This window comes from Saccharopolyspora thermophila (assembly GCF_014646075.1).
Taxonomy (GTDB): Bacteria; Actinomycetota; Actinomycetes; order Mycobacteriales; family Pseudonocardiaceae; genus Saccharopolyspora; species Saccharopolyspora thermophila.
The window spans coordinates 180637-201082 of record NZ_BMMT01000003.1; the positions used below are offsets into that span (position 1 = coordinate 180637).

Here is a 20446-nt window from a genome sequence, read left to right on the forward strand (position 1 = left end):
GTTGCTGCCACCGAAAATCGGATACTTCACTAGAACGAGTGTTCGCCTACTTGTACGCGCCCTGCACCCACCACCGCGACGCCTCGTGGACCAGCAGCAGCGCCACCTCGCCCTCGTCCAGATCGTCCCCACCTGAGCCGCCCTCGCCGGCGAGCACCACCTGCATCCGCACCACCGACCGCGGCGGCAGCTGCGCCACCGGAGCCGTCTGCCCGGCACCGTCGGACAGCAGTTCCACCCACCACCGCTCGGCCACCGGCCACGGGCCCGCCCACCGCACCACCTCTCGGGACCGACCGCCCGACACCTCGACGCGACGCGGCGCGGCGGTGAGGCGGTGCCGCTCGGTGACGCCCACCGGTCGCCCCTGCGCGTCGAGCACCACCGCAGGCCACGGCGAGTCCGGGACCACCGAGGGGGAGGGCGCCGGAATGCGCCCCGGCCACGGCTGGTCGGGATCCAGCGCCGGACGGCGCTCATCGCCCCACGGCACGAACCGCACCCGGTCACGCAGATCCCGGCCGCCGTCAAGCACCCCCGTCAGCACCGCGTCCGGCCCGAGCATCCCCTGCACCCGAGCGAAAGCCCGGCCCGCCCGGGCGTCCGCCTCGCCGGTTGCCGCGTTGAGCAGGTCGAGTTGCAGACCACCCGCCCCGACCACCTCTTCCGGTCGCAGGGTCAGCAGGCCGACCCCGGCCGTCGGGCGCCGCTCGCGCCCGCGGCCGTGCAGCCAGCCGTCGAGCTGCCACCGCACCCGGTCCGCGGTGGCCGACGGGGTCAACGGCTCCGCGCAGCGCCAGACCCGGTGCAGTTCCTCGCCGTGCTCGGTCCGCGCCGAGATCCCCAGCCGCGCGCACGCCAACCCGAGTTCGGCCAACCTGGCGTGCAGCCGGTCGGCCAGGACCTTCGCCACGAACGCGGCCTGGTCCACCCGGTCCACCGGTGGATCGAGAGTCTCGGCCACCTCCAGCTCGGGCGAGGGCCGCCGCCGGAGCACCGGCCGCTCCTCGCGGCCCGCGGCCGCGCGGTGGGCCAGCATCGCAAACCGGCCGAACCGGGTGGCGACGTCCGCGGGCGACAGCGCGGCGAACTCACCCAGGGTGCGGATCCCCAGCCGTCGCAGCAGGTCCACCAGCTCGGCCAGCTCGGCGGCGCCGCGCTCGGTGAGCCGGTCGGTGAACTGGTCGATCTCCTCGATGGCCAGCGGGACGAGGAACTCGCGACTGCGGCCGGGTTCGACGACCTGGCCGCGCCGCGCGGCCAGGACCGCCGCGAACAGCCCGTCCGCGATGCCGACCTGGCACTCGACGCCGACCTGCGCGTCGATCTGGTCCAGCACCTTCTCGGCTGCGGCCGCCTCGGAACCGAAGTAGCGGGCCGGGCCGCGCGCCGGGACCGCGACCAGCCCGGGGCGCACGACCTCCACCCCCGGCACCACGTCCTCGACCGCGGCCACGACGGGCTCGAACAACCTCGCGTCCCGCGCGGGGTCGTGTTCGTACGCCACGAGTTCCGGGCATCTACCCTGCGCCTCGCGGCGCCGCATGCCGCGGCGTACCCCTGTGCTGCGCGCGGTCGCCGAACAGGCCACCACCCGGTTCGCCGCGAACACCGCGGCGGGTACCAGCGGGCCGAGGTCGGCCGCGCGGGCGGCAGCGACCACCGGCCAGTCGGGGCACCAGACGACGAGTCGGCGGGGCGGCACGGAACTCATCCCGCCACCGGACGCAGTCGCGGCCGGACGCCCCGGTCCTCGGCGGGCAACCCGATCGACCCGTCGCGCGCGGGGAGCAGCAGTCGGCAGGAGCGCGGGCGAGCGGCTGCTCCGCGCCCGCGCGACCGCACCGTCACAGCGCGTTCGCGCAGGTGGCCATGGCCTTCTCCGATGCCGTGCCAGCTCGCGCCGACGCAGCGCAGCTGCACTTCCGCGCCCGGCCAGGCACCGAAGGGAAGCAACACCGAACCGAGGTTGCGCGCTCGCGCGGAAAGCCGCCGAGCGTCCTGATCGGACACCTGCCGGGTGTTGCCGACCACCACCAGGTCCACGCCGTCCAGCAGCGCGGCGACCACGCCGACCGGATCCCCGCCCGGCCGCGGCACCATCGCCAACCGGTCGAGGTCGACCCCACACTCGCTCGCCGCGACCAGGCTGATCCCGGGCAAGCCCACCACTGCCGCCCACGACCCGTTCCTCGTCGCCTCGGAGAGCAGGGCGAACACCAGCGACACCGACCCATGCACCGCCACCGTGCTGCCGCGGCGCAGACCCGGCCACGGCAGCACGGCGGCGAGTTCCGTCCGCGTGGGCAGCACCCGCCCCGCTCCGGGAGCTGCCGCCTCGACGGCGGACGCACCCGCGGACACCCCGGCAGCCGCGGACGCGTTCAACGTCGTCAAAGACGCCATCGCGGACATCGCTGCCTCCCCACATCGAGACCGCACGGGTGCCCGACCCCGGCGCGGGCACCCATCCGCCGCTGTGGGGAAGACAGCGGAGGAGCCAGCACTGTGCCTGCACCCGAACACAGTGCCGCTCCGCTCGGAGCGGTCGACCCCGACACCGACCGCTCCGATCCATCCGAACTCGAACCTCAGTTCGAACACTTCAAGTAAACCGTGCCCGGCGGCCCGCGTCAAGAACTCCGACCAGATCGGGTGAACATTCGTTCGATTGTCCGAAATTCAGCTGATCTACCTGCGTAAACCCGCTACAACATGATCAGCGACCGCCCTTTCCGCAGGCTCCGCGGAGACGGCTCGAACCGGCCCTGCGGCGAATGCGGGCACCGCCCGTCCGGCCCCGCCCACGCGGCCACGCAGGCCACCAGAACGCCAGGCGCACCGCCCGGCCCGACCTCCCGGAGGAGACGACCATGCGCACGCTGCCGACGATCACGAACCCGACGAGGCCCTCCGGCACCACCGGCCCAGAAAAGCAAGCGGTGCGGACGGCAACAGCCGCCCGCACCGCGCGCACAGACCGGGGATCGGCGCGCTCAGTGCGCGAAGTGGCGCGTCCCCGTGAGGTAGAGCGGCACACCGGCCGCCTCAGCCGCGGCGATGACCTCGGCGTCCCGGACCGAACCGCCCGGCTGCACGACCGCGCGCACGCCAGCGTCCAGCAGCACCTGCAGGCCGTCCGCGAACGGGAAGAACGCGTCGGAGGCAGCCACCGAGCCCTTCGCTCGGTCGCCCGCGCGGGACACCGCGAGCCGCGCCGAGTCGACGCGGTTCACCTGCCCCATGCCGACGCCGACGGTGGCCCGGTCGTTGGCCAGCAGGATCGCGTTGGACTTCACCGCCCGGCAGGCCCGCCAGGCGAACTCCAGGTCCGCCAGGGTGGCCTCGTCCACCGGCGACCCGGTCGCCAGCGTCCAGTTCACCGGGTTGTCGCCGTCCGCGTCGATCGCGTCGGAGCCCTGCACCAACATGCCGCCGGAGATGGCGCGCATCTCGACCCGGCCGCCCCGCGGCGGCTGGGCCGTCAGGATCCGGATGTTCTTCTTGCGGCTCAGCACCTCCACCGCACCGTCGGCGTAACCCGGCGCCACGATCACCTCGGTGAAGATCTCGGCGACCTGCTCGGCCATGGCCACCGACACCTCGCGGTTGACCGCGATGACGCCGCCGTACGCGCTGACCGGGTCGCATTCGTGCGCCTTGCGGTGCGCAGCGGCGATGTCATCGGCGACCGCGATCCCGCACGGGTTGGCGTGCTTGATGATGGCCACGCAGGGCTCACGGTGGTCGTGCGCCGCGCGCCAGGCGGCATCGGCGTCGACGTAGTTGTTGTACGACATCTCCTTGCCGTGCAACTGCGCTGCGGCCGCGAGACCGGTCGCCTCCCCGCCGGAGACGTACAGCGCGGCGGGCTGGTGCGGGTTCTCGCCGTAGCGCAGCGCGGAGCGACGCTCCCAGGTCTCCCCGATCCAGCCGGGGAACACCGACTCGTCCCCGGTCGGGACCTTGCTCATCCAGGACGCCACCGCGACGTCGTACGACGCGGTGTGCCGGAAGGCCGCGGCGGCCAGTTCGACGCGGTCGGACAGCGTGAAGCCGCCCTCCCGGACCTGCTCCAGCACCCACTCGTAGCGGCTGGGGTCGACCACGACCGCGACGTTGGCGTGGTTCTTGGCCGCCGCCCGGACCATCGCCGGACCGCCGATGTCGATCTGCTCGATGACCTCGTCCGGGGCGGCCCCGGACGCCACCGTCTGCACGAACGGGTACAGGTTCACCACGAGCAGCTCGAACGGCGCGATGTCCAGGTCGCGGAGCTGGTCGGCGTGCTCCGGGCGGCGCAGGTCGGCCAGCAGCCCGGCGTGCACCCGCGGGTGCAGCGTCTTGACCCGACCGTCCAGGGCCTCGGGAAAGCCGGTGAGCTCCTCGACCGGTGTGACCGGCACGCCTGCTTCCGCGATCGTGCGCGCGGTGCCGCCGGTGGAGACGATCTCGACTCCGGCGGCGTGCAGCCCGGTGGCCAGCTCGAGCAGGCCGGACTTGTCCGACACGCCGATCAGCGCACGGCGAACGGCTCGCCGCTCCTGCGGGTTCGCTGTCACGGGATACTCACCTTCCGTCCCTGCACGGTCCAACCGTGCAACGCCAGCTGTTCCAGGGTGTCGACCAGCAACCGCCGTTCGACGGCCTTGATGCGCTCGTGGAGGCTCGCTTCGTCGTCCTCGGGCAACACCTCGACGGCCTCCTGCGCGAGGATCGGCCCGGTGTCCACACCGGCGTCGACCACGAACAGCGTGCAACCGGTGACGCGCACCCCGTACTCCAGCGCGTCGCGCACCCCGTGCATCCCGGGGAATGACGGCAGGAGCGCCGGGTGGCTGTTGAGGTACCGGCCGCTGAAGCGGGCCAGGAAGTCCGCGCCGACGAGCTTCATGAAACCCGCGGAGACCACCAGGTCGGGTTCGTACGCGGCGCACGCCTCGGTGAGCGACCGGTCCCAGTCCTCCCGGCTCGGGTGGTCCTTGACCCGGCGCACGAACGTCGGAACGCCGACTCGCTCGGCGCGCGCCAGCCCCTCGATGCGGTCGCGATCGGCGCCGACCGCGACCACCCGCACCGGGTAGTCCGGCTTTGCCGCCGCGTCGAGCAGGGCCTGCAACAGGGTGCCGGAACCGGACACCAGCACGACCACCCGGGCGGGGCGAGCCGTGGCGAACCGGTTGGGCTGCGAGCGCGCCGCGCTCGGCTGGTCAGTCGTCCTCGGGTTCAGCGTTCGCTCCTGACATGCCTCGGCACGCACGATCTCAGCCAGCAGCGTAGGCGCTGTTCGCGGCGGCGACGCCGCCAGGTCCCGGGCCGAGTGGCGCAGCCCTCACCCGCGGCGTGCCCGGTCCGGGTCGGTGCCCGGTCCGGCCGGCCCGCGAGGTGGGTCCGGTTCGTCGTCCTCGACGAGGTCGGCGTCGAACTCTGTGGGGTCGAGTTCCTGGACCGGCTTGGCGGCCAGGTGGTCGTACTCGGCCGCCCGGGCGTGCGGGATCGCGGCGGTGAGGTCCTCGGTGTCGCGGGTGTCCGCAGGCTCTTCCGGAGCAGCCGCGGCTGCCTCGTCCTCGGGTTGCGGGGCGTCTTCGCACTGGGGGCCAGTCTCGGTGGCCGCTCCTGGCTCCGGAGTGGAGTCCGGTTCTTCGTCCCGGACTTCTCCGGTCGTGTCGTCCTCGATGTCGGTAAGGGGCGCGAACCACGCGACGGCCACGGCCGGGGCGGCGATCCAGCACAGCGTCGCCGCAGCAAGCGACAACGGGTGGAGGGTGACCAGCCCGAACGGGCCGTTGCCGAGCTCCCCGCCTGCGGCGTGGGCGAGGACGAACGTCGCCGCGGCAGCAGCGAGGGCCGCGACGCCGACCGCCCGTAGACGGCGGGTCAGTCGGCCGCCGATCCGGCGGCAGGCCACCCCGACCACAACCCCGACGAACAGCGGAAGGAGAAAACACCCAGTCCACCAGATCGGCAGTGCGTGCGTTGGCAGCACCGCGAGGAGCGGCAGGTCCGGTGCCGGCCCGGGCTCGACGTGGAGCGGGTGCACCGCGAGCCGACCGACCGACAATCCGGTGCCTGCGGCGAACGCCCAGCCCGCCAGTACCGCGTTCGGCAGGTACACGACCGACAGCAGGGTCGCTCCGATCGCGTCACCGGCGGTGCCGGACCGGTCGAGGGACGCCGCCATGTCCGGCGCGGACAGGCAGACGGAGAGGAGGAGTACGACACCGCCCGCGGCGATCAGCGCGGCGAACGCGAGCAGCCCGACACGCAGGCCAGACCAGACCACGGCGTCGACTCGTTCCCAGACCAGGTAGACCAGTCCGCAGCGGTTGGCGACACCGGCCGTCGCCGCGATGGTGGCAGTGGCCGCGCAGCTCAAAAAGGCGTCCACCGGCACTGCGTTGACCGGGCCGTCCAGCAGTACGGCAATGGCGGTACCCGCCATTCCGTGCACCAGGCCCATCGCGGTGATCACCGGCCACGCCTGATCGGGGCGGCGCACCCGCGACCGGCGCGCGACCCAGCCGGAGGCGCTGGCGATCAGCAGCATCACGAGCGCGGTTGGCAACAACGGCAGGACGCTCAACGGCGCACCCGTGATCGTCAACGCCGCCTGGTGCAGCGCCAACCATCCGGGCAGGGCGGCGATCAGGGCGACGACCGGGTCGAACTGCGCACTGGTCGCGGTGGCCGTGACCAGTGCGATCAGCCCGGCGGTGGCGAGGTAGCCGACGAGCAGGACGGTGGTGATCGCCGCGGCCAGCAACCACCAGCGGATGCCCACTTTCCGCTCGTGCGGGGCGTCGGCGATGGCGTGGGGTATCGAGTCGAGCACGGACACGAGGCCGAATGTCGCACCGGTGTTCCGCCGAAGGGGCCAGAACACGCCGCCGACTCCGCCCATCGGGCGACGGCAACTGTCCACTGCGGACGGAGGTGATCACGAAGCGTTCGCGCCGTGCCGGGAGCGGGCCACGGGTGGGGGACGTCAGAACAGCAACGCGCGCCGACGGTGACCCGTCGACGCGCGCGGCCGTGAAAAGATCAGAAAGGATTGGCGCCGGGGTGCGGCATCTGCTGGGTGCCCTGCGGCCCGGTGTGGCCCGACTGGCCGTGCTGCCCGGACGAGGACCCGCCCTGGCCCGGCTGGCCGGACTGGTTCTGACCGGACGGAGCTGGACCGGACTGGGCTGTGTGGGACGGAGCCGCGGGCTGCCCGGGCTGGCTGCCCGAGGCCGGTACCCACCCGCCCGGCTGCGGCGGCTGGGTGCCGACCGGGCTCCAGCCACCGGTGCCCGGCTGCGCCGGCTGGCCCGTTGGCCACCCGGGACCACCCGGCCCGCCGGGTGCGCCCGGCTTGCCGGGCTGGAACGGACCGGGCTGGCCGAACGCGGGCTTCGACGGCTGCGAGGGCTGCGACGACGGCAGGGTGAGAATGCCGCCGTCGATCAGCAGCACGCCGAGGACACCGCCGAGCTGGGCGAGAGTCAGCAGCAGGAGCACGACGGTGACGCCGCCCGCGGTGCCGCCGACCAGGTCCTGCAGCAGGGCGAGCGTGGCGTAGGCGGCCAGCGGTGCCGCCGCGAACAGGCAGTCGGGCGTCTTCGGCACGAAGCGGAGACCGGCCAGCGCCGCGGCGCAGATCAGCGCGAAGCCGGTGAGGCTGCCCATGACGACGCCGGCGGCCTCGTCGAAGAAGCCGATCAGGTAGCCGATCAGTCCGGCTCCGGCCGCCACCAGGGCCAGGATCTCCCTGATCCCGAGCGGGAGCCGGGTGGATTCCGGGCTTGCCGACGGTGGCGACTGGGGGAATGCGGACATGGCGGAACGGACTCCTCGGTAAACGCTCGGGTGCGTGGTGCGGCGCGGGCTGGCGCTGTCGGAGCGGTCCACGCGCCGGTGTTGCCTGGACGCCAGTGTGCCGTACAGCGGCGGAAAGCCACCGGGGCCGGACCCCCGAAGGCGTCCGGCCCCGAAATGCGCGCAGAACCGTCGACTCAGCCCTTGATGATCTCGCGCATCAGCTTGGCGGTCTCGCTCGGTGTCTTGCCGACCTTGACCCCGGCGGCCTCCAGCGCTTCCTTCTTCGCCGCGGCGGTGCCGGACGAGCCGGAGACGATGGCACCGGCGTGGCCCATCGTCTTGCCCTCGGGGGCGGTGAAGCCGGCCACATAGCCGACCACCGGCTTGGTGATGTTGGCCTTGATGTACTCGGCCGCCCGCTCCTCGGCGTCGCCACCGATCTCGCCGATCATGACGATGGCCTCGGTTTCCGGGTCGTCCTGGAACGCCTGCAGCGCGTCGATGTGGGTGGTGCCAATGATCGGGTCACCGCCGATGCCGACGCAGCTGGAGAAACCGATGTCCCGCAGCTCGTACATCATCTGGTAGGTCAGCGTGCCCGACTTGGACACCAGACCGATCTTGCCCGCGCCGGTGATGTCGGCCGGGATGATGCCCGCGTTGGACTTGCCGGGGGAGATGATGCCCGGGCAGTTCGGGCCGATGATCCGGGTCTTGTTGCCGGTGGCCCTGGCGTGCGCCCAGAAGTAGGCGGAGTCGTGCACCGGGATGCCCTCGGTGATGACCACGGCCAGACCGATCTCGGCGTCGATCGCCTCGATCACGGCGTCCTTGGCGAACTTCGGCGGCACGAAGAGGACCGACACGTCGGCGCCGGTCTCCTTCATGGCTTCCTTGACGGTGCCGAAGACCGTGAGCTTCCTGCCCTCGATCTCGACCGTCTGACCGGCCTTGCGGGCGTTGACACCACCGACGATGTTGGTGCCGGCACGCAGCATCCGAGCGGTGTGCTTGGTGCCTTCGGAGCCGGTCATGCCCTGAACGATGACCTTGCTGTTCTCGTTGAGGAAGATAGCCATGGCCTCATGCCCTCGCAGCCAGCTCGGCGGCCTTGTCGGCCGCGCCGTCCATGGTGTCCACCATCGTCACGGCCGGGTGGTTGGCCTCGGCCAGGATGCGACGGCCTTCCTCGACGTTGTTGCCGTCGAGCCGGACGACCAATGGCTTGGTGGCCTCGTCGCCCAGGATCTTCAGCGCCTGCACGATGCCGTTGGCGACGGCGTCGCAGGCGGTGATGCCGCCGAAGACGTTGACGAACACCGACTTCACCGCCGGGTCGCCGAGGATGACGTCCAGGCCCGCGGCCATGACCTCGGCGGAGGCGCCGCCGCCGATGTCCAGGAAGTTGGCGGGCTTGACGCCGTTGTGCTTCTCACCGGCGTAGGCGACGACGTCCAGGGTGGACATGACCAGACCGGCGCCGTTGCCGATGATGCCGACCTCGCCGTCGAGCTTGACGTAGTTGAGGCCCTTCTCCTTGGCCTTGGCCTCCAGCGGGTCTTCCGCCTCCTTGTCGACCAGCTCGGCCTGCTTGGGCTGGCGGAACGCGGCGTTGTCGTCAAGGGTGACCTTGCCGTCCAGCGCGATGATCTTGCCCTGCGGGTCCTTGACCAGCGGGTTGACCTCGACCAGGGTGGCGTCCTCGGCGACGAAGGTCTCCCACAGCTTGACGATCACGTCGGCGACCTGGTCGGCGACCTCGGCCGGGAACTTGGCGGCGGTCACGATCTCCCGCGCCTTGTCCTGGTCGACGCCCTCGATCGGGTCGATCGCGATCTTGGCCAGTGCCTCGGGCTTGGTGGCGGCGACCTCTTCGATCTCCATGCCGCCCTCGACCGAGGCCATCGCGAGGAAGTTGCGGTTGGCGCGGTCGAGCAGGAAGGAGAAGTAGTACTCCTCAGCGATGTCGGAGGCGGTGGTCACCAGCACCTTGCGGGTGATGTGGCCCTTGATGTCCAGTCCGAGGATCGCCTCGGCCTTGGCCTGGGCCTCCTCCGGGTTCTCGGCCAGCTTCACACCGCCGGCCTTGCCGCGGCCACCGGTCTTCACCTGAGCTTTGACGACGACGGGCCCGCCCAACTCTGCAGCGGCTGCCTTGGCCCCTTGCGGGTCGGTCGCCACGGTGCCGGGCAGCGTCGGCACGCCGTGGGAGGCGAAGAGCTCCTTCGCCTGGTATTCGTACAGGTCCACTCGACTCTCCTGCGACGTCGGTGTCGGACTCCGGTGACGATATCGACCTGCGACGACGCATGGGGCGGCGCACCCGGTGAACTGCCTCACCTGCGGTAGGGCGTTGCGCCTGGTCAAACCGTCCAGCACGGGATTCGCCTGCTCCGGCAGGCCGATATCGACGTCCGTGGTGACGAACGGAACAGCGCACCGTGACGGTGTCGCCGGATTCTCGACCGATCCCGAACGACCGGGCAAGCCGTCAGATCGAGTGATTCGCCCGCCGGGGACGGGCTGGATCGCGCGCTAGGCCAGTTCCGGATCGCGACGACTGCGGGCGGCGGCGAGGGCCGTGCCCAGGAGGACCGCGGTGCAGGCCAGTCCGAACCAGAGGCCGGGGCCGGGGTTGGCGTCCGGGAAACGGCCGGCGGTGAGCGGGTACTCCAGCACGCGGACGGACACGACCAGCGCCGCGCCGCACAGGAGGGCGGCAGCCCGCTGCGGACGGCACATCGGGGCCAGCACCGCAGCGCCGACGACCGCGGCGAGCGCGATTACCAACCCCCAGGACGCCGTGCTGAAGGCGGTGAACACCCCGGGCGCCGTGTAGTCGGACGCGGTCACCACCGGGACGCTGAACGCCCCCGCGCCGAGCGGGAGCGCCACCAGCGACGGGAACAGGACCAGCCGGTGCATCGCCATCTCGGTGAGGTCGACGTCGTCGCGTTCCACTCCGCCGGCGACGGCCGCGATCGCTGCGGCGAGCGCCGCGAACAGCACTGCCGCCCCGGCGGCCCACGATCCGTAGTCCGCTTCCGCTTCGGCTGCCTGCATCGCGGTGAACACCGCGTCCAGCACTCCGGCCGCCGCGAGCGGGACCACGACCCACACCACCGGCAACACCGGCCGCAGCCAGCGCCCGACGCGCGGCAGCAGGAGGAGGCCACCGACCAGCACCAGCAGGCCGCCGGCGGGCCACAGCACCCGGGCCGGGTACGGCGACGGGTCGCGAAGTCCGAACGGCATCTCCACCTGCGGCATGGCTGCCGCGACCAGCGCCAGGGTCCCGGCGATCAGGGCGAACACCGCTGCCAGGGCGATCAGCCGGGTGAACGTCGGCAGGCTCAGGTCCCCGGTGGCCTCGACCGACCGGTTCCGCCCGGCCGGCAACGCGAGGGTGGCCAGCGCGACCACCGCGACCAGTCCGAGGACCGGCCCCCAGGCGAGGGTGAGCTGGTCGAGGACGGCGACCGCCACCAGCGGGGGGAGGACGATCCCGGCCAGCGCGACGGCGAGCCCGAGCAGCCCGCCGCGTGCGACGTCCGGGTCACCGGCACCGGCGAAGAACCCGGCTGCGGTGGGAGCACCGACGGCGAGCAGCACGCTGCCGACCAGCACCGGCAGCGGCGCGTCGACTGCGGGGTTCGGCAGCAGGTACGGGTCGTCGGAGGCGAACGGAGCCATCAGCACGGCGACCGCGGCCAGGAATCCGGCGCACAGGACGAGCGTGAGCAGGCCCTGCCGGTGCGCTCCGGCTGATTCCTCGCCGTGCTGGATGCCGCGCACGGCGAGGAGCCCGCCCACAAGCGAGGCCACGTGCCCGGCGAGGAGCAGCCAGGTCCCGGCCGACGGCGTGTAGGCGTCGAGCGTGTCGACCCGCAGCAGTTCCGGCCGGGCCGCGCGCCCGGCGTTGACGAGGAACTGCAGGTCGAGGACCAACCGTCCGGGGGCCAGCACCGCCGGCCCGATGAGCAGCGCGGCCGCGGTCGCGGGGTGGCCGACCTTCGCGAAGGCGGCGGCAAGCGCGGGCGCGGCCAGCGCGAGCGGCAGGAGGAGAGGCCAGGCGGCGAAGGCCGCCGATGCACCGGGGGCGACGAGCCCGGCGAGCGGGCCCAGTCCGACGAGCGCGGCACCGACGGCGGTGAGCGCGATCGCGGCGCGCAGAGGCGCTGGTCGGTCTGGGGTGGGCTGCGGATTCGTGGCCGGAGCCGAGGAACCGCCAAGATCGGGCCGCGCAGTCACTGCGCCGACGCTAGCAACTCGGGGGTCGTCGGCGGACCACCGGTCGGCCCCGCCCGGGTATCCCGGATCGGCCGACCGAACGGAGCACCCGAGGTTGCTCGACAAGCGGCTCTTTGAGTGTGACTTACGACACAATTTTGCGCCGCCGCGTGTCTGGATCAAGACACCGGGACGCCCGCCCTGGGCCGATCGGATGGACCCGCGGTGATCACGAAGTCGCAGGCAGCTCCGGTGTGCGATCGCCACGCCCAGTATCCACACGAGCCCGACAACGGACACCCGAGCACCACGGCCGACCACCCACCGTGTCCGACGCGTCACGGTCCGGGATTTGCCCCTAGGGGACCAGCTTGGTTACTGTCCCCCGGTCCGTTGTCACGGTCTGATCACGACGCCGGTTCCCCGACCGGCGCCCGGGACCCCCGCTCCGGCGAGTGGTCGGACTCCCCGAGACGGAAGGGCAGGCATTGGCTCGACACCGCTCCCCCGGCGGCGAACGACTTTCTGTGGGCTGTGCGGAGGCGTCCCCCGACGACCCCTCCAGCAGTGGGAGCCCGGGACGGGGCTCCTCGACCGCTTCGGTCTGGCGCGGCCGCGTGGTCGTCGCCGCCGTGGCAGCCGGCGCCTTCGCGGCAGCCGGTCAGTCGTTGGCCGCCGGCGAAGGGCACGCTTCCCCGGACCACGACGACTTCAATCCCTCGGACGCGTCGGCTTCGCTGAACAGCGCGATGACCGAGGCCAGCTACACCGGAGTCGGCGGCAGCGCCCCCGCCCCCGAGGTGCTGCCGGTGGCCAGGACCTCGGACCTCAACGCCGAGATGGCCAAGCTCGTCAAGGGCGAGCGCATCGAGCAGGAGCGCATCGCCGCTGAGGAAGCGGCTCGCGCCCCCAAGTTCGTCCTCCCCACGATCGGCAACTTCACCTCCGGTTTCGGTGGCCGCTGGGGCACCACCCACTACGGCATCGACATCGCCAACGCCAAGGGCACGCCGATCTATTCCGTCGCCGACGGTGTGGTGATCGAGGCGGGCCCGGCCAGCGGTTTCGGCCTGTGGGTCCGGGTCCAGCACGAGGACGGCACGATCACCGTCTACGGCCACGTCAACACCATCACGGTGGACGAGGGCGACAAGGTCAAGGCCGGCGACCAGATCGCCACCATGGGCAACCGCGGCTTCTCCACCGGTCCGCACCTGCACTTCGAGGTGTGGAACCCCAGCGGCAAGAAGATCAATCCGCTGCCCTGGATGCGGGCCCGCGGCATCTCCCCGGTCTGACGACCGTGTGGACCGGGTCGCCGCCAGGGCCCGGTCCACCCGTCACGTGGTGCCTGTCGACTTCCGCTGGCGGCGCCACTTCTCCATGAGCCCGGGGAACTCGCCGCGCAGGAACTCGAAGAACTCTCGGGTGTCGGCCAGTCGCCGTCCGGCGCGCGAGTCCGCGCCGAGTGCCGCCTCTCCTTCGGCCAGCGTGTTTTCCCAGGCCAGCAGTTGCGCGCCACGGTCCATGACGGTGGTGTACCAGAGGTCGTCGAGCACCCGGTAGTCGTCGCGTCGTTCCCCCGGTCTGCGTTCCCGCACCACCAGTTTCACCTGCACCAGGTACCGGACCGCGCCGGACACCGCGGCCGGGCTGACCTGCAGGACGTCCGCGAGTTCACCGGCGGTGCGCCGGCCGTCCTCGGCGACGAGCAGGCTGGCGAACACCCGCGCCGCCATCCGCGGCATCCCGGCGTCGGCCAGGTCCAACGCGAACCGCTCGACGAACCGCCGAACCCCCTCTGATTCCCCGGTTCGTTCGTCACGCGCCATGTCCCGCTCCCTCCCCCACCCGCTTGATCACTGACGGAGTTCACACAGTTTCTACATTTCACAACTTTGTGAAACAAGTGTAGCTTGAGCGCCGTGACCAACCAGATCCGGTTGACCGGTGCACAACAGACGCTCTTCGGCCCGCTCTACGCGCGGGCGCTGGACAACCGCAGGCTCGATCCGGTGCTCGGCGACGAGGCCGCCGAACAGGTGCTGAACCGCGTCGACGTCGACCTCCGCGCCGCCAGGCTCGACATCGGGGATCAGCTGACGGTGGTCCTGCGCGCCAAGGAACTCGACGACTGGGTCGCCGGCTACCTCGCCGACCACCCTGACGCGGTGGTGCTGCACCTGGGTTGCGGTCTGGACAGTCGAGCCTTCCGGCTCGGCCTGCCCACCGGGGTGCACTGGTACGACGTCGACATGCCGGACGTCATCAAGCTGCGCGACCAGTTGTACCCGGACACCCCGGAGAACTACCGCACGATCGCGAGCTCGGCGACCGATCCGCAATGGCTCGACGAGATCCCGACGGGACGACCCACCCTGGTCGTCGCCGAGGGGCTGACCATGTACCTGACCGAAGCCGGCGGGATCGGGCTGCTGCGGCGGATCGTCGAACGGTTCCGCGTCGGCGAGATGATGTTCGACGCCGTCCTGCCGTATGTCCTCCGGGCCGCGCGCTACTCGCGCTTCCTGCGACGGGCCGACGCCGAGATCCACTGGGGTGTCGGCGACCCGCACTCCCTGGAGCTGCGGGTGCCGGGGTTGCGCCTGCGGCGCGAGCAGCCGCTGGTGGACCGGCCCGGTCTGGCGCGAATGCCCGCTGCGGAGCGGGCGATCGCGAAGCTGATGAACAGCACCGGGTGGATGCGCAACGCCCTGCGGCTGCTGCACTACAGCTTCGCGCACCGGGAAACCGAGCGCGTGGACCTGACCGGCGCCCAGGCGACCATGCTGGCCACGCTGTACCTGCGGGCGCTGGACAACCGCTCGGACGACCCGCTGCTCGGCGACCACTACGCCGACGAAGCCGTGCAGCGCATCGACTTCGACTTCGGCAGGTTCCGGGTCAGCAGCCGCGACTCGGCTTCGGTGGCGATCCGCGCGAAGGCGCTGGACGACTGGGTTCGCGACGCGCTGCGCCCCGGGATGGTCGTGCTGCACCTCGGGTGCGGGATGGACAGCCGCTTCGAGCGCATCTGCCCACCGGAGTCGGTCGAGTGGTACGACATCGACCACCCCGACGTCGTCGGGGTGCGCCGCCGCTTCTTCCCCGATGGCCCGCACCGCCACACCATCGGCGCTTCGGTGACCGCCCCGGATCTGCTCGACGGCATCCCCGGGGACCGGCCGGTGCTGGTGGTCGCCGAGGGCCTGACGATGTATCTGTCCGAATCGGACGGTGTGGCGCTGCTGCGCCGCGTCCGCGAGCACTTCCCCAGCGGCGAACTGCTCTTCGACGCCTTCAGCAGCCTGGGGGTGTGGGTGTCGAACCGATTCAATCCGGCCGTGGTGCGAGCAGGGGCGCGCCTGTCCTGGGGCATCGACGACCCGCGTTCGCTGGAGGCCGCCGTGCCGGGGCTGCGGCTGGTGACCGAGTGGTCGTTCACCGACGCGCCCGAACTCGACCGGTACCCGCGGCCGATACGCACCGCGTTGCGCGCGTCCGGGCGCATCACCGCTGTTCGCCGGCTGGGGCGGCTGCTCCGCTACCGATTCTGAACGCGAGATCCAGCAGCGAACTAGCCGCCGCCGTGGCACGGTTTCGCCGCGGTCTGCCGGTCACGCGGCTGCGCCGCTTCGAGGACAGGCCCCGAACGGCGTCACCGCGCCGGGATGTGCGCGAGGCCGTGCGCGCCTGGCTCGCCGCTCCGGGAAATCTGCAGGGTCGCGAGCGTCTCGTGGGACTCCAGATCCACGACCGACACCGTCGACGACACCACCGCCGCGACGTACCCGCGGGTCCCGTCCGGCGACGAGGTGATGGTGAGCGGGAAACAGCCGACGTCGACGCTGCCGAGCAGTTCTCCGCTGTCCACGGCGAAGATCCACAGCACGCCGGGCTGCTGTGCGCCCAGGGCCGACTCGCCGTCGGACATCCGCAGCCCACCCGCGAGCAACAGCCCGGTGCTGGTGCAGTGCACGGGGAACACGCGATGCTCCGTCGGAATCGTGCGCACCACCTCGTTCGTTGCCGTGTCGATCAGCTGGATGGCGGTCTGGGCGCGCAGCGGGTTGCGGAAATCGCCGTACGGGGTGGCGACGCAGACCTGCGCGCCGTCCGGGGTGATCGCGATGCCCTCGCTGCCCGGCACCGGCACGCGCCGCAGCAGCCGCCCGGTCTCCAGGTCGACCGCGGAGACGAACGGGGCCTCCTTGTTGGTGGCGTAGCCGCGGCGGCCGTCCGGCGTGATGGCGAACCAGTGCGGCCCCGGGGCCTCGGTGTCGATGCGGCCGGTCACCTTGCGCGTCCTGGTGTCGAGCACCACCGCACCGCCCGGCCCCGCCGAACCTTCCTCGACGCTGATATAGAGCAGTCCCCGCGCACCGTCCAGCGCGAGGCCGTGCGGCCCGTGCTCCGGCGCCAGGTCGATCACCTCGAGGACTCTGCGGGCATCGGGGTCGATCACCACCAGCTCGCGAGCCCGCCCCTCGTTGGCGTGGTAGTAGCCCGCACGGTAGGCGATCGAGCAGTACAGCAGGCGGTGCTCGGGGTCGAAGCACAGCTCGTGCGGCTCCGCCGGCACCTCGACGGTGCCGAGGAACCGGAAGTCGTCGGCGTCGTGGAAGACCACGGTCGGGCCGCTCTGGCTCACCACCGCGAGCACGTCACCGGTTGGCATGTGTTGTTCCCTCCTGGATTCGGGTCGAGGACCGCGATCGCGGGCGCACGTCCAGCCTCGACCGGAAAACCAGTTACCGCCATCACAACCTCGGCATGGAATAGTTGCCGCGTACGTAAAGAACCCGGCACCGACACCGGGAACGAGACGCACCGCGGAGACCGATGTCCACATTGGACCTGAACCTGCTGGTGGCGCTCGACGCGCTGTTGCAGGAGCAGAGCGTGACCCGCGCGGCCGAAAAGCTGCACACGTCACCTGCGGCGATGAGCCGCACCCTCGGCCGCATCCGGCGGATCCTGCACGACCCGATCCTGGTGCGCGCCGGCCAGAGCATGGTCATGACCCCTCGGGCCGCGGAACTCCGTGACGAGGTGCACGCCGTCGTCACGCGCTCCCGCGCCCTGCTCACCCGCGGCGCGCCGGTCGACGTGGCCGCCCTGTCCCGCACGTTCACCGTGCAGTCCAGCGATCTGCTGATCGCGGCGCTGGCGCCCGCGTTGCTCGCCGTGACCCGGCGGGACGCCCCGGGCGTGACGCTGCGGTTCGCCTCCGAGGCGACCGAGGGCACGCCCGCGCTGCGCGACGGCCTGGTTGACGTCGAGGTCGGCGTGCTGGATCACCTCGACCCGGAAACCCGCACCGCACCGCTGGTGTCGCTACGCCTGGTCGGCGCGGTGCGCCCCGACCACCCGATTGTCCAGCAGCCGATCACCCCGGAGCGGTTCGCCGAAGCCCCGCACATCAGCGTGTCCCGGCGCGGCCGGTCGTGGGGACCGGTGGACGACCGGCTCGCCGAGCTCGGGTTGCGGCGGCGTGTTGCCGCCGTGCTGCCCGGGCACGCCGCCGCGCTCGCCCTGGCCCGGGAGACCGACTTCATCTGCCTCACCACGGAATCCGCCGCGCGGCAGCTCGGACTCCACGCGTTCGAGGTGCCGCTGGAGCTGCCACCGATCGCGGTGGGCATGGCGTGGCACCCCCGCACCGACGCCGATCCCGGGCACCAGTGGCTGCGCGCCCGGCTGCGGGAGGCCGCCGCGGACCTCGGCGACGCCCACGGGTGACGGCGTTCCGCCGAACGGCCGCGAGGATCGATCACGTGGAGACGCCCCTGGAACCCGGACCGGCGGAGCGCGGCCCGTTCGTCGGGACCAGCGCCGGGGTGGTGCGGGACGGACGCAAGCTGCTGGGCGGCCTCGGTGGTCAGAGCTTGGTGATGGGGACGCTGCCGATCAGCATCAGCCGGACCGTGCCGGAGCTGCCGAAGTCGATGGTCGCCGTCGCCCGTGGCCCCTCTCCCTCGGTGGACAGCACCGTGCCCAGGCCGTACTTGTCGTGCGTGACCCGGTCACCGGCGCTGAGCTTGATCGCCACGGTGTCCTTCCAGCCCTTCCTGCCGGTGCTGCGCATGCCGCGGGCCGCCAGCCCAGCCTGGGCCGAGTCCGCTCCGGTGCGGTCGAACCCGCCGCGGGTGCCCCAGGTGCTGCGCACCTGCGGGGCCGCGCGTTCCGGCTCGATCCGGCGCCAGTGCATCAGTTCCTCGGGGATCTCGGTGAGGAACCGGGACGCCGGGTTCGTCATCGGCTGGCCCCACGCCGACCGCATCAGCGCCCGCGACACGTACAGCCGCTGCCGCGCCCGGGTGATGCCGACGTAGGCCAGCCGCCGCTCCTCGGCCAGTTCGGCCGGCTCGCCCAGGGCCCGCAGGTGCGGGAACACCCCATCCTCCCAGCCGGTGCAGAACACCACCGGGAACTCCAGGCCCTTCGCGGTGTGCAGGGTCATCAGGGTGACCACACCGTCACCGGACTCGGGCAGCGAATCGGCATCCGCCACCAGCGAGACCCGCTCCAGGAACGCCGAGAGCGAGTCGTCCGCGGGCAGGTCCGCGGCGTCCTCGTCGTCCGCCCCGGCCGGCAGCACCGCCGCCACCACGGACTCCGCCGACGGGTCAACGCCCGAGTCGGTGGTGGTCGGGGCGGCACCCGCGCGGGTCTCGGTGAACTCGCGCGCGACCGTGACGAGCTCGGTCAGGTTCTCCACCCGGGTGGCGTCCTGCGGGTCGTCGCTGGCTTCCAGCTCGGCCCGGTAGCCGGTGCGCTCCAGGACGGCCTCCAGCACCTCGGCCACGTCGGACTCGGCCGCCACCGCCTGCAGTTCGTCGAGCAGCGCCACGAAACCCGCGATGGCGTTGCGCGAGCGCGTGGGCAGCGGGACCTCACCCGCGGCCGCCTTGCGCAGCGCCGCGGCGAACGAGATCCGCTCCTGCTCCGCGTGCGCGGCCACCACGGACTCAGCCCGGTCGCCGATGCCGCGCCTGGGCACGTTCAGGATGCGGCGCAGGCTGACCGTGTCCTCCGGGTTGTCCAGCACCCGCAGGTAGGCCAGCGCGTCCCGGACCTCCCTGCGCTCGTAGAAGCGGACCCCGCCGACGACCCGGTAGGGCAGGCCGAGGCGGATGAACACCTCCTCGAACACCCGGGACTGGTTGTTGGTCCGGTAGAACACCGCGATGTCATTGAACGTCGCGATGCCCTCGTCGACCAGTCGGTCGATCTCCCCGGCGACGAACGCGGCCTCGTCGTGCTCGTTGTCGCCGACGTAGCCGACGATCGGCTCGCCGTCTCCCGCGTCGCTCCACAACCGCTTGTCGCGGCGGTTCGGGTTGCGCCGGATCACCGCGTTGGCCGCGGACAGGATCGTCTGCGTGGAGCGGTAGTTCTGCTCCAGCAGGATCGTCCGGGCCTGCGGGTAGTCGCGTTCGAACTCCTCGATGTTGCGGATCGTCGCGCCCCGGAACGCGTAGATCGACTGGTCGGCGTCGCCCACCACGCACAGCTCGGCCGGTTCCACGCCGGTGTCGGTCGCCTCGGTTCCGACCAGCTCGCGGACCAGCACGTACTGCGCGTGGTTGGTGTCCTGGTACTCGTCGACCAGCACGTGCCGGAACCGGCGCCGGTAGTGCTCGGCGACCGCCGGATGCCCCTGGAGCAGCTGCACTGTGCGCATGATCAGGTCGTCGAAGTCCATCGCGTTGGAATCGACGAGCCGACGCTGGTAGGCGGCGTAGACTTGGGCGACCTTGCGCTCCATGTCGTTGCCCGCCTGCTCGGCGGCGTCCTCCGGGGTCAGCAGCTCGTTTTTCAGGTTGGAGATGTGCACCGCGAGCGTGCGCGCCGGGTAGCGCTTGGAGTCCAGGTCCAGCTCCCGGGCGACCATGGTGATCAGCCGCCGCGAGTCGTCGGCGTCGTAGATCGAGAAATTCGACGACAGCCCGAGCGTCTTGGCCTCGCGCCGCAGCACCCGCACGCACATCGAGTGGAACGTCGACACCCACATCGCGTTCGCCCGGCGCCCCACCAGGTCAACCACGCGCTCCTTCATCTCGGCCGCGGCCTTGTTGGTGAAGGTGATCGCCATGATCTGACCGGCGTGCACGCCGCCGGCGAGCAGGTAGGCGATGCGGTGGGTCAGCACCCGCGTCTTGCCCGAGCCGGCGCCCGCGACCACCAGCAGCGGCGAGCCGGTGTGCACGACGGCATCGCGCTGCTGCGGGTTCAGGCCGTTGAGCAGGGCTTCCGGATCCGGTCCGGACCGCCCGGCGGAGCCGTTCCCGGCCGACTGCAACGATCCGTGCTGCGGGAGGTCGAAGAGGGTGCTCATCGTCCCTCCACGTTACCGGCCACCCCGGACAGAACCCGCATCCCGGTTTCCGCGCCGGCAAGACGCGGCCAGGCC

The 20446-nt window shown here is 71.8% G+C and carries 15 protein-coding genes; 3 read left to right on the forward strand and 12 right to left on the reverse strand.

The annotated features are described in order from the left end of the window. Positions 1-46 precede the first annotated feature (46 nt). The 9 genes from IEY17_RS07020 to IEY17_RS07060 form a co-directional block, all read right to left on the reverse strand. Positions 47-1714 (reverse strand): DNA polymerase Y family protein, encoded by a 1668-nt coding sequence (locus tag IEY17_RS07020; protein WP_188986470.1) that lies wholly within the window; start codon positions 1712-1714, stop codon positions 47-49. Continuing rightward, entirely contained in the window at positions 1711-2415 is a 705-nt protein-coding gene (locus IEY17_RS07025; RefSeq protein WP_188986471.1) for a hypothetical protein, read from the reverse strand. The genes IEY17_RS07020 and IEY17_RS07025 overlap by 4 nt, the downstream gene beginning before the upstream one ends. A gap of 581 nt (positions 2416-2996) precedes the next feature. After that, positions 2997-4562, reverse strand: coding sequence for a bifunctional phosphoribosylaminoimidazolecarboxamide formyltransferase/IMP cyclohydrolase (gene purH / locus IEY17_RS07030; protein WP_188986472.1), 1566 nt, complete (start codon positions 4560-4562; stop codon positions 2997-2999). Further along, on the reverse strand, positions 4559-5152 hold the full coding sequence (gene purN, locus IEY17_RS07035; protein ID WP_229679928.1) for a phosphoribosylglycinamide formyltransferase: 594 nt from the start codon (positions 5150-5152) through the stop codon (positions 4559-4561). The genes purH and purN overlap by 4 nt, the downstream gene beginning before the upstream one ends. A gap of 180 nt (positions 5153-5332) precedes the next feature. Beyond that, positions 5333-6838 carry a cell division protein PerM gene (locus IEY17_RS07040; protein ID WP_188986473.1) on the reverse strand — a complete coding sequence of 502 codons (1506 nt, stop codon included), beginning with the start codon at positions 6836-6838 and terminating at the stop codon, positions 5333-5335. Positions 6839-7041: 203 nt separating this feature from the next. Beyond that, positions 7042-7818 carry a DUF5336 domain-containing protein gene (locus IEY17_RS07045; protein WP_188986474.1) on the reverse strand — a complete coding sequence of 259 codons (777 nt, stop codon included), beginning with the start codon at positions 7816-7818 and terminating at the stop codon, positions 7042-7044. 176 nt (positions 7819-7994) lie between these two features. Next, on the reverse strand, positions 7995-8879 hold the full coding sequence (sucD, locus tag IEY17_RS07050) for a succinate--CoA ligase subunit alpha (protein ID WP_188986475.1): 885 nt from the start codon (positions 8877-8879) through the stop codon (positions 7995-7997). 4 nt (positions 8880-8883) lie between these two features. Further along, positions 8884-10050 carry an ADP-forming succinate--CoA ligase subunit beta gene (gene sucC / locus IEY17_RS07055; protein ID WP_188986476.1) on the reverse strand — a complete coding sequence of 389 codons (1167 nt, stop codon included), beginning with the start codon at positions 10048-10050 and terminating at the stop codon, positions 8884-8886. Between the two features lie 285 nt (positions 10051-10335). Then, a complete protein-coding gene (locus tag IEY17_RS07060) occupies positions 10336-12051 on the reverse strand; it encodes a hypothetical protein (RefSeq protein ID WP_188986477.1) in 1716 nt (571 codons plus the stop codon). Positions 12052-12662: 611 nt separating this feature from the next. Between IEY17_RS07060 and IEY17_RS07065 the strand changes: the two genes are divergently transcribed. Beyond that, the gene (locus IEY17_RS07065) at positions 12663-13328 is read left to right on the forward strand and encodes a M23 family metallopeptidase (protein ID WP_229679910.1); all 666 of its coding nucleotides are present in this window, start codon (positions 12663-12665) and stop codon (positions 13326-13328) included. Positions 13329-13370: 42 nt separating this feature from the next. Here the strand turns inward: IEY17_RS07065 and IEY17_RS07070 are convergent, their stop codons facing one another. Continuing rightward, a complete protein-coding gene (locus IEY17_RS07070; protein WP_188986479.1) occupies positions 13371-13862 on the reverse strand; it encodes a GbsR/MarR family transcriptional regulator in 492 nt (163 codons plus the stop codon). Positions 13863-13955: 93 nt separating this feature from the next. Here IEY17_RS07070 and IEY17_RS25265 point away from each other — a divergent pair, with 93 nt between their 5' ends. Then, a complete protein-coding gene (locus IEY17_RS25265; RefSeq protein ID WP_229679911.1) occupies positions 13956-15587 on the forward strand; it encodes a class I SAM-dependent methyltransferase in 1632 nt (543 codons plus the stop codon). Positions 15588-15688: 101 nt separating this feature from the next. Here IEY17_RS25265 and IEY17_RS07080 read toward each other — a convergent pair whose 3' ends face one another. Next, positions 15689-16708 carry a YncE family protein gene (locus IEY17_RS07080; protein ID WP_188986480.1) on the reverse strand — a complete coding sequence of 340 codons (1020 nt, stop codon included), beginning with the start codon at positions 16706-16708 and terminating at the stop codon, positions 15689-15691. 164 nt (positions 16709-16872) lie between these two features. On the opposite strand from IEY17_RS07080, the gene IEY17_RS07085 reads away from it, so the two are divergent. Then, on the forward strand, positions 16873-17772 hold the full coding sequence (locus tag IEY17_RS07085; RefSeq protein ID WP_188986481.1) for a LysR family transcriptional regulator: 900 nt from the start codon (positions 16873-16875) through the stop codon (positions 17770-17772). A 139-nt stretch (positions 17773-17911) separates the two neighbouring features. Here IEY17_RS07085 and IEY17_RS07090 read toward each other — a convergent pair whose 3' ends face one another. Continuing rightward, positions 17912-20371 carry a UvrD-helicase domain-containing protein gene (locus tag IEY17_RS07090; RefSeq protein WP_188986482.1) on the reverse strand — a complete coding sequence of 820 codons (2460 nt, stop codon included), beginning with the start codon at positions 20369-20371 and terminating at the stop codon, positions 17912-17914. Between the last annotated feature and the right edge of the window lie 75 nt (positions 20372-20446).